Consider the following 13,778-nt stretch of genomic DNA (forward strand, 5'->3'; position numbering starts at 1 on the left):
CGGCGCTCGGCACCGCGCCCGCGCCGCCGCCCGACCCGTGGCGCCTCCGGGCGCGCCTGTTGTCCCGGGGCTCGGCGAAGTACGGCCTGCGCGTGGCGCTCTGCATCGCCATCGGCGCAACGCTCACCGCCAACTACCCGCTCAGCAAGAGCTACTGGGTCCCGATGACGATCGCGTTCGTGCTCAAGCCGGACCTCGGCTCGGTGTTCCTGCGCGCGGTGAGCCGCGCGGTCGGCACCGTGCTCGGCGTCGCCCTCACCGCCGCCGTCGTGGGCGCGACCACCGACGAGTGGGTCCTCACCGCCGTCGCCGCGCTCTGCGTGGCCCTGCTCCCGTACGCGACGGCGGCGCACTACGGGCTGACGACGCTCGCGATGACGCCGATGGCACTGCTCCTGCTGCAGCTCGGCGGCCAGAGCAGCGCCGCCGAGTTCTGGCCGCGGGTGCTCGACACCGCCCTCGCGAGCGCGATCGTCCTGCTCTTCGGCTACCTGCTGTGGCCGGAACGCCCGCGCCACCGGATCGAGCCCCGCCTGGTCGACGCGGCCACCGCGCTCCGGGCCTACCTGGACTCCGCAACATCCGCAGCACAAGCAGCACAAGCAACACGAGAAATACAAGAAACACCAGCAACAACGGCCGGACGATCCGAGGTGTGGCTGCGCCGCACCGCGTACCGCTCGCTCGCGGACGCCCGCCTGGAGGTGCAGCAGGGCCTCGCCGAACCGCCGCCCACCGGCCGGCTCGCCGAGCGGTGGCTGCCGGCGACGGCGGCGCTGGAGCGGCTGGGCGGCGGGGTGGCGGCGTACGCGGCGCAGATCCGGTACGGCGGCCGGGTACCCGACCGGGAAGAGGTCGACCGCGTCCGCCGGGCCCTGGACGACCTGACCGCCGCCGCCCGCGAGCACCGTCCGCCGACGGGCACCGCGGCCCGCCCGACAAAGCCGCACGACCCGGCGCGAAGTGCGCTGGGCCGTGCGGCGGACGAGCTCGAAGTCCTACTCGGCGGCTAGACCTGCTCGGCCAGCTCCAGCCAGCTCATCTCCAGCTCCTCCTTCTCCTCCCGGACGCCCCGCAGCTGCGCGTCCAGCTCCGCGACCTTGGAGAAGTCGGCGGCGTGCTCGGCGAGTTGGGCGTGCAGCTTGGACTCCTTCTCGTCCAGCTTGGCGATCTGCCGCTCCAGCTTCTGCATCTCCTTCTTCGCGGCGCGAAGGTCCCCGCCGGACAGCCCGGCCGCGGCGGCCTCAACCACAGGAGCAGCCACGACAGGAGTGGCCGCAGCGGCCATCCGCGCCCGGCGCTCCAGGTACTCGTCGACGCCGCCCGGCAGCATCCGCATCCGCTTGTCGCCGAGCAGCGCGTGCACGACGTCCGTCGTCCGCTCGATGAAGAAGCGGTCGTGGCTGATGACGACCATCGAGCCGGGCCAGCCGTCGAGGAGGTCCTCCAGCTGGTTGAGCGTCTCGATGTCGAGGTCGTTGGTCGGCTCGTCGAGGAACAGCACGTTGGGCTCGTCCATGAGCAGCCGCAGCAGCTGCAGCCGCCGCCGCTCGCCGCCGGAGAGGTCACCCACCGGCGTCCACTGCTTGTCCTTGCCGAAGCCGAACTGCTCGCACAGCTGGCCGGCGCTCATCTCCCGGCCCTTGCCGAGGTCGACGCGCGAGCGCACCTGCTCGACCGCCTGGAGCACCCGGGTCTCCGGCTCCAGCTCGGCCACCTCCTGCGACAGGTAGGCGAGCCGGACGGTCTTGCCGACCTTGATCACGCCGGAGTCCGGCTGCACGTCGCCCTCGGAGGCGTACGCGTCGCGCAGGGCGCGCAGGAGGGAGGTCTTGCCGGCACCGTTGACGCCGAGCAGGCCGATCCGGTCGCCGGGGCCGAGCTGCCAGGTGAGGTTCTCCAGGAGCAGCTTCGGGCCGGCCTTGACGGTCACGCCCTCCAGGTCGAAGACCGTCCTGCCGAGGCGGGCGTTGGCGAACTTCATCAGCTCGGACTTGTCGCGCGGCTCCGGCACGTCGGCGATCAGGGCGTTGGCGGCCTCGATCCGGTAGCGGGGCTTGGAGGTGCGGGCGGGGGCGCCGCGGCGCAGCCAGGCGAGCTCCTTGCGGGCGAGGTTCTGGCGCTTCTGCTCCTCGACGGCCTCGATGCGGGAGCGCTCGGCGCGCGCGAAGACGTAGTCGGAGTAGCCGCCCTCGTACTCGTGGACGGAGCCGTTCTGCACGTCCCACATGCGGGTGCAGACCTGGTCGAGGAACCAGCGGTCGTGGGTGACGCAGACCAGCGCCGAGCGGCGCTTCTGCAGGTGCTGGGCGAGCCAGTTGATGCCCTCGACGTCGAGGTGGTTGGTGGGCTCGTCGAGGATGATCAGTTCGGGCGAGCCGAGCAGCAGCTTCGCGAGGGCGATGCGGCGGCGCTCGCCGCCGGAGAGCGGGCCGATGACGGTGTCCAGGCCGTCGGCGAAGCCGGGCAGGTCGAGGCCGCCGAAGAGGCCCTCGATGATGTCGCGGATGCGGGCGTCGCCGAGCCACTCGTGGTCGGCGCGGTCGGCGATGACCTCGTGCCGGATGGTGGCCTCGGGGTCGAGGGAGTCGTGCTGGGTGAGGACGGCCGGTTCGAGGCCGCCGTTCCAGGTGATCCGGCCGCCGTCGGGCTCCTCCAGCTTGGCGAGCATCCGGATCAGGGTGGTCTTGCCGTCGCCGTTGCGGCCGACGACGCCGATCCGGTCGCCCTCGCTCACGCCCAGGCTGACCGCGTCCAGCAGGGTGCGGGTGCCGTAGACCTTCGTGACGGACTCGATGGTGGCGAGGTTGACGGCCACGTGTGCTGCGCTCCTGGGGTTCGGCGGTGCCGGGGCGGCCCGCCATTCCCCGGCCGGGCACCCCTGTCGGGGACGCCCCGATCTCCCCAGCCTAATGGGCCCGTCGAACCGCCCGCACCGCCGAGCTGGGCCCGCCCGTACCGCCAAGCTCGGCCCGCCCGCACCGCCGAGCTCGCCCCCCGCGTGCAGGAGCCACCCGGCGCACGCGGCCCGTGCACAGCCACCCGGCCCGTGCGCAGCTACCCGGCCACCACCGCGGCGCCCGCGACCGGCCCGTACGTGGCGTGCGCGGTGCGGCAGGTGCCGGAGGAGCGCAGGGCCGCGGCGACGGCGGCGGCGCCGTCGGCGTCCTTGGCGAGGAACGCGCAGGTCGGCCCGGAGCCGGAGACGAGGGCGCCGATCGCGCCCGCCTCGGTGCCGGCCCGCAGGGTGTCCGCGAGCGCGGGCCGCAGGGAGAGGGCGGCGGCCTGGAGGTCGTTGGCGAGCGCGGCGGCGAGGGCGACGGAGTCGCCGTCGGCGAGAGCCGCGAGCAGCGCCGGATCGGCGTCGGGAGTGGGGACGTCGGTAATGCTCGACCCGGTGCCGGCCTCGTCGCGGAGGCGGTCGCACTCGCGGAAGACGGCGGGGGTGGAGAGGCCGCCGTCGGCGACGGCGAAGACCCAGTGGTAGGTGCCCTCGACCGGGAGCGGCTCCAGGATCTCGCCCCGGCCGCGGCCCAGCGCGACGCCGCCGACCAGGGCGAACGGCACGTCGGAGCCGAGTTCGGCGGCGAGCTCCAGCAGCGTTTCGAAAGGCGTCTCCAGCTTCCACAGCGCGTCGCAGGCGACCAGCGCCGCCGCGCCATCCGCGCTGCCGCCGGCCATGCCGCCGGCGACCGGGATGGCCTTGGCGATGTGCAGGTGCACGGCGGGGTCGGCGAGGCCGTGGTGGGCGGCGAGCAGCCGGGCGGCGCGGGCGGCGAGGTTGCTGTCGTCGAGCGGGACGGCGTCGGCGTCCGGGCCGGAGCAGGTGAGCGTGACGCCCTCCGTCGAGGAGGACGCCGTCACCTCGTCACCCAGCGCGACGGCGAAGAAGACGTTCGCCAGGTCGTGGAAGCCGTCGGCGCGCAGCCCGCCGACCCCCAGCTGGACGTTGACCTTGGCCGGTACCCGTACGGTGATCACTCGTTCCCAGCCTTCGGCTTGTGCTCGGCGATCGCGGCGAACTGCTCCACCGTCAGCATCTCGCCGCGCAGCTTGTGGTCGATCCCGGCGGCGGCGAGCGCCTGCTCGGCCCCGGCGGCGGAGCCGGCCCAGCCGGCCAGGGCGGCCCGCAGGGTCTTGCGCCGCTGGGCGAACGCGGCGTCGACCACGGCGAACACCTCGGCGCGGCTGGCGGTGGTCTTCGGCGGCTCGCGGCGGATCAGCGAGACGAGGCCGGAGTCGACGTTGGGGGCGGGCCAGAAGACGTTGCGCCCGATGGCGCCGGCCCGCTTCACGTCGGCGTACCAGTTGGCCTTGACCGACGGGACGCCGTACACCTTGTTGCCGGGCTTGGCGGCGAGCCGGTCGGCGACCTCGCTCTGCACCATCACCAGGGTGCGCTCGATGCTGGGGAAGGTGGCCAGCATGTGCAGCAGGACGGGCACCGCCACGTTGTACGGGAGGTTGGCGACGAGCGCGGTGGGCGCCGGGCCGGGCAGCTCGGTGACCTCCATGGCGTCGCTGAACACGAGGTCGAAGGCGTCGGCCTTGCCCGGCATCCGGGCGGCGACGGTGTCCGGCAGGTGCTGGGCGAGCACCGGGTCGATCTCGACGGCGGTGACGTGCCGTGCGACCTCCAGCAGGGCGAGCGTCAGCGACCCGAGCCCCGGCCCGACCTCGACCACCGCGTCCTCGGCCGTCACCCCACCCGCCCGGACGATGCGCCGCACGGTGTTGCCGTCGATGACGAAGTTCTGCCCGCGCTGCTTGGTCGGCTTGACGCCGAACGCGGCGGCCAGCTCCCGGATATCGGCGGCGCCCAGCAGGTGGCTGTCAGGGGTGGGTTCGGTGGTGCTCACGCGCCAAGGATACGGGCGCGTGAGGATCTCAGAGTTCGACCAGCGAGGCGAGGTCGATCTCCACCGGGTACGGGAGCGAGGTGCGGAGCACCCCTTCGTGCTGCGCGACGGGCAGGTAGACGCCCTTCTCCTCGTCCCGGTGGAACTCGTGCACGATCGGGAGATTGTCGACGCCGCGCTCGACCCGCCAGTAGGAAGGGATCCCCTTCTCCGCGTATTGGCCGGGCTTGCGGAAGCGGTCGGCGGCCCGGGACCCGGGCGAGACCACCTCCACCGTCAAGACAACCGACTCGGGTGGCATGCACTCCAGCTCAAAGAAATCGAGGCCGGTCTTGTCGATTACGGCCACGTCCGGCTTGGCCACGTTGTATTCATCAAGCAACACGCAGCGCTCAACGTTGACGACATAGGGCGCGACCCGTGCACCGAGCAGCTTCGCAAGCAGCTGGTCACGTACCTGGTCATGCCACCACTTGGTCTGCCCTCGGACCACGACGGCTCCGTCCACCAGTTCCCAATCGAACGGCAGGTCCATGACCCTTACCTGCTCGTACGTCCAGCCCTGGGACGGCGGAAGCTTCCAGTCGATCGGCTCGGCGGTCATCGCCACCTCCCTCACTGCACTCATGCTAACCAGCCTAGGAAGCGGCCGGGAGTGCCGAATCGTTCCCCCGAAACCCGACATTCGTTCGATCGGCTCAGTACCCGAACGCCCGCGCCGTGTTCGCCGCGATGGCCGTCGCCAGCTCGTCCTCGTGCAGCCCCAGCGTCGCCGCCATCGACCGGACCGTGACCGGGATCAGGTACGGGGCGTTGGGCCGGCCGCGGTAGGGGTGCGGGGTGAGGAAGGGCGCGTCCGTCTCGACCAGGACGCGGTCGAGCGGGGTGGCCAGGAGGGCGTCGCGCAGCGGCTGGTTGGCCTTGAAGGTGACCGGACCCGCGAACGACAGGTACCAGCCGTGCTCGGCGCACACCTTGGCCATCTCCGCGTCGCCCGAGTAGCAGTGGAAGACGGTCCGCTCGGGGGCGCCCTCCTCCAGCAGGACGGCGATGACGTCCTCGTGGGCGTCGCGGTCGTGGATGACCAGGGCCTTGCCGTGCCGCTTGGCCATCTCGATGTGCCGGCGGAACGACTCCTTCTGGATCTCCACGCCCTCGGGCCCGGTGCGGAAGTAGTCGAGGCCGGTCTCGCCGACGGCCCGCACCTGCGGCAGCGCCGCGAGCGCGTCTATCTCGGCGAGGGCCTCGTCCAGCGCCGCCTCCCCGCCGGCCGGGCGCTGCTGCCCGGACCAGCCGTCGGGGTCGCCGAGGAAGATCCGCGGCGCCTCGTTGGGGTGCAGCGCGACGGCCGCGTGGACCTGCTCGAACTGGGCGGCCAGCTCGGCCGCCCAGCGCGAGCCGGGCACGTCGCAGCCGACCTGGACGACGGTGGTGACCCCGACCGACGCCGCGCGGGCCAGACCCTCCGCGGGCGTGCCGGACTGCATGTCCAGGTGGGTGTGCGAGTCGGCCACCGCCACCGCCAGGGGTTCCGGCAGCGGCGGCGGGGTCGACCGGTCGTCGTCCTTCTTCGCCATCAGGAGGCCTTCTCCGGCATCGCTATCGCCATCGGCACCGTGATCGCCATCGGCACCGTGATCGCCAACGGCATCGTGATCGCCATCAGGAGGCGGGCTTCTCTTCGAGGCGCGGGAACAGGATCTCGCCCTTGGTGACGGTGGCACCGGCGGGCAGCCGGCCCCAGTCGGCCACGGTGGCGATCGGCTGCGCGGCCAGCGCGCCGAGACCGGCCTCGGCGCCGAGCGAGGCCCACAGCTTCTCGGCCGTGGACGGCATCACCGGGTTGAGCAGGACGGCGGTGGCGCGCAGCGACTCGGCGGCCGTGTAGAGGATGGTGGCCAGGCGCGCCCGGCCCTCCGCCGAGTCGTCCTTGGCGACCTTCCAGGGCTCCTGGTCGCTGATGTAGCCGTTGACCTGCTTGACGAACTCGAAGATCGCCGCGAGGCCGCCGGCAAAGTCGAGGTCCTCGCCGATCTTCCGGTCGGCCGCGGCGACGGCGGCGGCGAGCCCGTCCTGGACGGCCTGCTCGGCCTCGCCGGACGCGGTCGCGGCGGGCAGCAGGCCGTCGTAGTACTTGCCGACCATGGCCGCGACGCGCGAGGCCAGGTTGCCGAAGTCGTTGGCGAGTTCGGAGGTGTACCGGGCGGTGAAGTCCTCCCACGAGAACGAGCCGTCCGTGCCGAACGGGATCGCCCGCAGGAAGTAGTACCGGTAGGCGTCCACGCCGAAGTGCGAGGTGAGGTCGGTGGGCGCGATGCCGGTGAGGTTGGACTTGGACATCTTCTCGCCGCCGACCATCAGCCAGCCGTTGGCGACGACCCGCTTGGGCAGCGGCAGTCCGGCGGCCATCAGCATGGCGGGCCAGATCACCGCGTGGAAGCGCAGGATGTCCTTGCCGACCAGGTGGACGGAGGCGGGCCACAGCTCGGCGAAGCGCTCCGGGTCGCTGCCGTAGCCGGCGGCGGTGATGTAGTTCTGCAGCGCGTCGACCCACACGTAGAGGACGTGCTTCTCGTCCCAGGGCAGCGGGACGCCCCAGTTGAAGGTCGAGCGGGAGATCGAGAGGTCCTTCAGGTCCTGCTCGACGAAGCGCAGCACCTCGTTGCGGGCCGAGGCGGGCTGGATGAAGTCCGGGTTGGCGGCGTAGAACTCCAGCAGCTTCGGTCCGTAGGCGGAGAGACGGAAGAAGTAGTTCTCCTCCTCCAGCCATTCGACCGGCCGCTTGTGCACGGCGCAGAGCTTCTCGTCCGGGGTGGCGCCGTCGAGCAGTTCGGCCGGGAGCTTGAACTCCTCGCAGCCGACGCAGTACGGGCCGGAGTAACCGCCCTTGTAGATCTCGCCCTTGTCGAACAGGTCCTGGACGAATTCCTGCACGCGGTCGGTGTGCCGCTGCTGGGTGGTGCGGATGAAGTCGTCGTTGGCGATCTCCAGGTGCTCCCAGAGCGGCTTCCACGCCTCCTCGACCAGCTTGTCGCACCACTCCTGCGGGGTGACGCCGTTGGCCTCGGCGGTCCGCATGATCTTCTGACCGTGCTCGTCGGTGCCGGTCAGGTACCACACCTTCTCGCCGCGCTGGCGGTGCCAGCGCGTGAGGACGTCGCCCGCCACGGTGGTGTACGCGTGGCCCAGGTGGGGGCGATCGTTGACGTAGTAGATCGGGGTGGAAACGTAGTACGCCGGGGCGCTCGCCCCGGTGGTGCTGTGGTCTGCAGTGGCCGCCATGGTCGGAAAGCTTAGTCGCGCAGGCGGGCGACCCTCGACCGCGTTTCACACCACGGGCACCCGCGTCCCCCGTCGGGGGCCGCCCCCGGCCGTCGCGGGGGGGGGCGGCCCCGGTGCGCGCCCCGGTGTCAGCCCAGCAGCCGCGACCAGAACCGGGCCCAGCGTCCGCGCGGCTCGGCGGGCCCCGACACCGGGGGCGCCCCGGCCGGCTCGGCGTGCGCCGGGTAGCCGGGGGCGTGCTGCCAGGGCTGGTCGGCGACGGCCACCCGGCCCTCGCGCATGATCCGGACGGTGTGTCCACCGCACCCCGGGCAGGTCGGCTTGAGGAGCGGGGACGGCACCCGGACACCGTTGGCGTGGTACTCGAACACGACGTGGCCGTCCCGGGCGACGTGGTGCTCGATGTCGTACGCCTGCTCCCACCCGTACGCGCACTTCAGGCACGCGAAGGAGTAGGCCTCCCGTACGGTCTCGACAGGAGTGTGCGGCCGCCCGGCCGGGCCGGGGGCGCTCAGCGCATTGCCAGTGCGGGGGCTACCGATCATCTCGCTCATAGCCGTCTCCCAGCGCCCGCCGAGCGCTCGCCCGGCTGGGTCTTTCCATTCCAGGAAATGCCCGGACCGCCCCGGGCGATGCCCTGCTTGTGAAGACTTGGATGCGGGTTGGGGATCCCTAGACGAAAGGTCGGATCCTTTGCGGAAACCGCGGCCAAAGCTTCAGCTCGGTGGGCGTTTACCGGGGCCTTCACTCCAAGGTACGACGCACCGCCCGCACCGCAACCCCCGGAATTCTCCGCTCTTTCGGAGCGCGCTACTCCCCCGCCACCAAGGCGTCGTTCCCGGCCCCCGGAACCGTCCTACTTGGCTCCGGCCCCGTCCTTCTTCGCCGCGACGACCGCGTCGAACACCTCCCGCTTGGGCAGCGACAGCTCCGCCGCGACGGCCGCGATGGCCTCCTTGCGGTGCTCCCCCGCCTCCTCGCGGACGGCGACCAGCCGGGCCAGCTCGGCCGGCGTGAGCTCCTGCGGCGCGGCCGGCGGGGCCCCGGCGACGACCACGGTGATCTCGCCCTTGACGCCGTCGGCCGCCCAGGCCGCCAGCTCGCCGATCGGGCCGCGCTTGACCTCCTCGTAGGTCTTGGTCAGCTCCCGGCACACCGCCGCGGGCCGCTCGGCCCCGAACGCCTCGGCCATCGCCGTGAGCGCCTCGGCGATCCGGTGCGGCGCCTCGAAGAAGACCATCGTGCGCGGCTCGGCGGCGATCGAGGCGAGCTGGCGGGCGCGGTCGCCGGTCTTGCGCGGCAGGAAGCCCTCGAAGGTGAAGCGGTCGACGGGCAGGCCGGACAGCGCGAGCGCGGTCAGCACCGCGGACGGCCCGGGCACCGCGGTGACCTTGACGTCGGCCGCGACGGCCGCGGCGACGAGCCGGTAGCCGGGGTCGGAGACGGACGGCATCCCGGCGTCCGTGACCAGCAGCACCCGGGCGCCGCCGAGCAGTGCCTCGACGAGTTCGGGGGTGCGGCCGACCTCGTTGCCCTCGAAGTAGGAGACCACCCGCCCGGCGGGAGTCACCCCGAGGGCCTGGGTCAGCCGGCGCAGCCGCCGGGTGTCCTCGGCCGCGATCACGTCCGCGGTCGCGAGTTCGGTGAGCAGCCGGGGCGGGGCGTCCGAGACGTCGCCGATGGGGGTGCCTGCGAGAACGAGTACTCCTGTCACGGACCCCATCCTTCCAGCCCTCGTGCTTATGGTGACGATTCGGGCAGCTTCCGAGGGTCCGGTCCGACGATAGGACCGCGCCCCTACGATGTGGCGGATGAACGGCGACACGGCGGCGCAGACGCCCACTGGCACAGACCACCCCGCACCGGGCGGTGTCGGCGCGACGGACCTGCCGTCCGGTTCCGTGCCCGCCGTCCCGGCCCCGCGCCCGCCGGAGGCCGACGTGCCCGTCACGTGGCGCCGACGCCTGGCCGGCTTCGGCTACGCGCCGCGACCGGCCGTCCCCCTGGCCGAGCGCCTGGTGCCGCCGATGCCGGACGGCCCCGGGGTGACGCCGGACGACGTCCCGCCGTCCCCGCTGCTGGTGCGCCTGGGCATATCCGTGCCCGCGGGCCTCTGGGTGTTCCTGTGCCGCTGGTCGGGCTGGCTCGGCCCGCTCGCGGTGGCGCTCTTCGCGGGGATCCTGCGCTTCACCGACCTCGGCCAGCCGCACGCGATCATCTTCGACGAGACGTACTACGCCAAGGACGCGTACGCGCTCTGGCACGGCGGCTACGAGATCAACTGGCCGGACGGCGCCAACGACCAGATCATGAAGGACGGGACGGCCCCCTACCGCCCGATGGCCGGCTACGTCGTCCACCCGCCGGTGGGCAAGTGGATCATCGGCTTCGGCGAGTGGCTGTTCGGGATGAACCCGTTCGGCTGGCGCTTCGCGGTGGCCCTGCTCGGCACGGTCTCGGTGCTGATGATCGCCCGGATCGCCCGCCGGCTGTTCCGCTCCACCCTGCTGGGCTGCGTCGCCGGCCTGCTGCTCTCGGTGGACGGCCTGCACTTCGTGCTCAGCCGCTCGGCCCTGCTGGACCTCGTGGTGATGTTCTGGATCCTCGCCGCCTTCGGCTTCCTGATCCTGGACCGGGACCGCACCAGGGCCCTGCTGGCGGCCCGCCTGGACGGCGTCGCGGACGCCGCGCTCGCGCAGCGCGTCCACCTGGGCTGGCGCCCGTACCGGATCGCGGCCGGCGTCTGCGTCGGCCTGACCTGCGCGACCAAGTGGAGCGGCCTGTACGTCGCGGCCGCCTTCGGCCTGATGACGGTGCTCTGGGACGTGGGCGCGCGCCGCCTGGCCGGCGCTCCGCGCCCGTACCTGGCGGCGCTGACCCGGGATGCGCTGCCTGCCTTCGTCTCGGTCGTCGTGGTCGCGCTGGGCGTCTACCTCACCTCGTGGTGGGGCTGGTTCGCCAGCAGCAACGTGCCCGGCCAGGGCGGCTGGGGCCGCGACTGGGCGGCCGGCCGGAGCACCGACTACCCGTGGATCCCGGAGGGCCTGCGTGCCCTGTGGCACTACCAGTCCGGCGTGTACGACTTCCACACCCATCTGACCGACCCGCACACCTACCAGTCGAACCCGTGGAGCTGGCTGGTCCTCGGCCGGCCGGTCTCCTTCTACTACGAGTCCCCGAAGACGGGCCAGGACGGCTGCACCGCGGCCGAGTGCGCCCGCGAGGTGCTCGGCCTGGGTACCCCGCTGCTGTGGTGGGCGGCCTGCATCGCCCTGGTGTACTGCCTGTGGCGCTGGGCGGCCCGGCGGGACTGGCGGGCCGGCGCGGTGCTGTGCGGCCTGGCGGCCGGCTACCTGCCCTGGTTCGCGTACCAGCAGCGGACGATCTTCCTCTTCTACGCGGTCGCCTTCGTCCCGTTCCTGGTGCTCGCGGTGACGATGATGGTCGGCGCGATGATCGGTCCGCCGGGCGCCTCGCGGGACCGCCGGATCATCGGCGGTGCGTCGGCCGGCCTGCTCGTCCTGCTGATCGTCTGGAACTTCCTGTTCTTCTTCCCGCTGTTCTCCGGGCAGACGATCCCGATGGACGACTGGCGCCAGCGGATGTGGTTCAACAGCTGGATCTGAGCCCCACCGACTCGCCCCGCCCCAACCCGGCCCAGCCCATCCCTTCGCAACCAGTACGCAAACCGTACGCATACGGTGTTCGACACGTACCAGAACCGTCACAACTCCCGGGCGTTTCGTCGGCGCACCGAGTCGGCCTGCCTAGGGTGGGGTGTCAGTACCGCGTTAGTCGCCAGACCCTTGGGGGAGCAGCACCATGCGCAAAGGCGCGAAGATCGGCATCATCACCGGCGTGTCCCTCGCCGTGCTCGCAGGCGGCGGCTACGGCGCGTACAGCCTGATGAACGGCTCGGGCGACGGGTCGGGCGAGGCCAAGAAGCCCCGCACGGTGGTCGCCGAACCCCCCTCCGCCGAGCAGGCGGCCAGCGGCGCCAAGGACTTCCTGGCGGCGTGGGCGGCCGGCGACCTGGCGAAGGCCGCCTCGCTGACCGACAGCCCGGAGGCCGCCACCGCCGCGCTGACCGCCTTCAAGGACCAGGTCAAGCCGAGCGCGCTCACCCTGGCCCCGTCCGGCCCGGCCACCCCGCAGGCCTTCGCCTCGGCCACCGGCACCCCCACCCCGGCCAAGCCGTCCGGCGCGCCCTCCGCGTCGGCGACCCCCTCGGCCACCGGCACGCCGGGCGCGAGCGACTCGCCGTCCGCCGCCGCCACCCCCGCTCCCGCGGGCGTGCTGATGGGCTTCAAGGCGCGCGCCGAGTTCGAGGGCACCGCCCGGGTCTGGGACTACGGCGGCTTCCTGAGCGTCGTGAAGATGAGCGACAACACCCCGGCCGTGCACTGGGCGCCGAGCGTGATCCACCCGCACCTGTCCGGGAACGAGACGATCGCCACCCAGCAGGTCTTCGCCCCGCTGGGCGCCACCGTGGACCGCAACGGCAAGGCGCTGCAGGCCCCCTCGCTCACCGCGTCGCTGGCGGCCCTTCAGGACAACGCCCGCAAGCTGCTGCCGCCGGACCCGAACAAGGACCAGGACGCGGGCAGCGCGGTCGTCATCACCGACCCGTCCGGCAAGACCGGCCCGGACAAGCTGTTCACGATCGTCGAGCCCAAGCCGGCCAAGCCGTTCAAGGTGACGATCGACAACGCGATCCAGGCCGCGGCCGAGAAGGCGATGACGGACCTCGGCGGCAAGCCGGGCTCCATCATCGCGATCGAGCCGAGCACCGGCCAGGTGCTGGCCTTCGCCAACTCCCCGTCCACCGGCCAGAACCGGGCGTTCAACGGCCAGCTCGCGCCCGGCTCGACGATGAAGATCGTCACCTCGACGGCCCTGCTGGAGGCCGGGATCAACCCGGACTCGACGGTGGCCTGCCCGGAGAAGAGCAGCAACCCGGTGGCGATCCCGAACGACTTCCCGGGCGCCTTCCCGAACAACACCCTCCAGGACGACTTCAAGGTGTCCTGCAACACGGCGTTCATCAACCAGGGCCTGACCAGCCTGAAGCCCGAGTCGCTCGCCGCAACCGCCAAGGACGTCTACGGCATCGGCCTGGAGTGGAAGACCGGCCTGCCGAACTTCGACGGCAAGATCCCGCCGACCCCGGGCAGCAAGGACGAGCAGGCGATGAACTACATCGGCCAGGGCAAGGTCCAGATGAACCCGCTGGCGATCGCCTCGATCACCGCGACCGTCCAGAGCGGCGCGTTCAAGCAGCCGATCCTGGTCGCCGGCCTGCCGCAGCAGCCGGCCGCCCGCCAGATCTCGCCGGACGTCGCCGGCAAGCTGCGCGCGATGATGAACGCCACCGCCACCGGCGGCACGGCCCAGGCCGTGATGGCCGGGATCACCGACAACGCGGGCGCCAAGACCGGCTCCGCCGAGGTCGCCGGCGCGGCCACCACCAACAGCTGGTTCACCGCCTACCGCGGCAACATCGCGGTCGCGGCCGAGGTGCAGGGCGGCGGCCACGGCGTCGACGCATCCGACACGGGGATAGGATTCGCCTTCTCTGCCATGCGCCTGCTCCTCTTGAGGCCAGGTGCCAGCCGGCCGCCTGACTCCCGCGGCTGG

11 protein-coding genes are annotated in these 13,778 nt (G+C 72.3%); 3 read left to right on the forward strand and 8 right to left on the reverse strand.

Going from position 1 to position 13,778, the window contains the following annotated elements:
* A partial coding sequence (locus AB0O00_RS17225; protein WP_363652571.1) for an FUSC family protein occupies positions 1-1,013 on the forward strand: 1,013 nt, incomplete at its 5' end.
* On the opposite strand, the gene AB0O00_RS17230 is transcribed toward AB0O00_RS17225, so the two are convergent.
* From AB0O00_RS17230 to rsmI, 8 genes are all read right to left on the reverse strand, one after another.
* Positions 1,010-2,818: an ABC-F family ATP-binding cassette domain-containing protein gene (locus AB0O00_RS17230; protein ID WP_363652573.1), complete on the reverse strand. Its 1,809-nt coding sequence runs from the start codon at positions 2,816-2,818 to the stop codon at positions 1,010-1,012. The two genes, AB0O00_RS17225 and AB0O00_RS17230, sit on opposite strands and share 4 nt — an antisense overlap.
* Positions 2,819-3,057: 239 nt before the next feature.
* Positions 3,058-3,981, reverse strand: a complete 924-nt coding sequence (locus AB0O00_RS17235) for a 4-(cytidine 5'-diphospho)-2-C-methyl-D-erythritol kinase (RefSeq protein ID WP_363652574.1) — start codon at positions 3,979-3,981, stop codon at positions 3,058-3,060.
* Positions 3,978-4,859, reverse strand: a complete 882-nt coding sequence (rsmA, locus tag AB0O00_RS17240) for a 16S rRNA (adenine(1518)-N(6)/adenine(1519)-N(6))-dimethyltransferase RsmA (protein WP_363652575.1) — start codon at positions 4,857-4,859, stop codon at positions 3,978-3,980. The genes AB0O00_RS17235 and rsmA overlap by 4 nt, the downstream gene beginning before the upstream one ends.
* Positions 4,860-4,887: 28 nt before the next feature.
* A complete protein-coding gene (locus AB0O00_RS17245) occupies positions 4,888-5,463 on the reverse strand; it encodes a Uma2 family endonuclease (protein ID WP_363652577.1) in 576 nt (191 codons plus the stop codon).
* A gap of 94 nt (positions 5,464-5,557) precedes the next feature.
* A complete protein-coding gene (locus tag AB0O00_RS17250; RefSeq protein ID WP_363652579.1) occupies positions 5,558-6,436 on the reverse strand; it encodes a TatD family hydrolase in 879 nt (292 codons plus the stop codon).
* 85 nt (positions 6,437-6,521) lie between these two features.
* Entirely contained in the window at positions 6,522-8,141 is a 1,620-nt protein-coding gene (metG, locus tag AB0O00_RS17255; protein WP_363652581.1) for a methionine--tRNA ligase, read from the reverse strand.
* A 128-nt stretch (positions 8,142-8,269) separates the two neighbouring features.
* Positions 8,270-8,695 carry a hypothetical protein gene (locus AB0O00_RS17260; RefSeq protein WP_363652583.1) on the reverse strand — a complete coding sequence of 142 codons (426 nt, stop codon included), beginning with the start codon at positions 8,693-8,695 and terminating at the stop codon, positions 8,270-8,272.
* 302 nt (positions 8,696-8,997) lie between these two features.
* Positions 8,998-9,855 carry a 16S rRNA (cytidine(1402)-2'-O)-methyltransferase gene (rsmI, locus tag AB0O00_RS17265; protein ID WP_363652585.1) on the reverse strand — a complete coding sequence of 286 codons (858 nt, stop codon included), beginning with the start codon at positions 9,853-9,855 and terminating at the stop codon, positions 8,998-9,000.
* Between the two features lie 97 nt (positions 9,856-9,952).
* On the opposite strand from rsmI, the gene AB0O00_RS17270 reads away from it, so the two are divergent.
* Both AB0O00_RS17270 and AB0O00_RS17275 read left to right on the forward strand, forming a co-directional pair.
* Positions 9,953-11,767, forward strand: a complete 1,815-nt coding sequence (locus AB0O00_RS17270) for a phospholipid carrier-dependent glycosyltransferase (protein ID WP_363652587.1) — start codon at positions 9,953-9,955, stop codon at positions 11,765-11,767.
* A gap of 196 nt (positions 11,768-11,963) precedes the next feature.
* A partial coding sequence (locus AB0O00_RS17275) for a penicillin-binding transpeptidase domain-containing protein (RefSeq protein ID WP_363652588.1) occupies positions 11,964-13,778 on the forward strand: 1,815 nt, incomplete at its 3' end.

The organism is Kitasatospora sp. NPDC093558, assembly GCF_040683475.1.
Taxonomy (GTDB): Bacteria; Actinomycetota; Actinomycetes; order Streptomycetales; family Streptomycetaceae; genus Kitasatospora.

What these genes read in the sequence shown, in the direction of transcription:
- AB0O00_RS17270 (WP_363652587.1), top strand. Translation starts at nt 9,953, where the DNA reads ATGAACGGCGACACGGCGGCGCAGACGCCCACTGGCACAGACCACCCC.
- metG (WP_363652581.1), bottom strand. Translation starts at nt 8,141, where the DNA reads ATGGCGGCCACTGCAGACCACAGCACCACCGGGGCGAGCGCCCCGGCG.
- AB0O00_RS17250 (WP_363652579.1), bottom strand. Translation starts at nt 6,436, where the DNA reads ATGGCGAAGAAGGACGACGACCGGTCGACCCCGCCGCCGCTGCCGGAA.
- AB0O00_RS17260 (WP_363652583.1), bottom strand. Translation starts at nt 8,695, where the DNA reads ATGAGCGAGATGATCGGTAGCCCCCGCACTGGCAATGCGCTGAGCGCC.
- AB0O00_RS17245 (WP_363652577.1), bottom strand. Translation starts at nt 5,463, where the DNA reads ATGACCGCCGAGCCGATCGACTGGAAGCTTCCGCCGTCCCAGGGCTGG.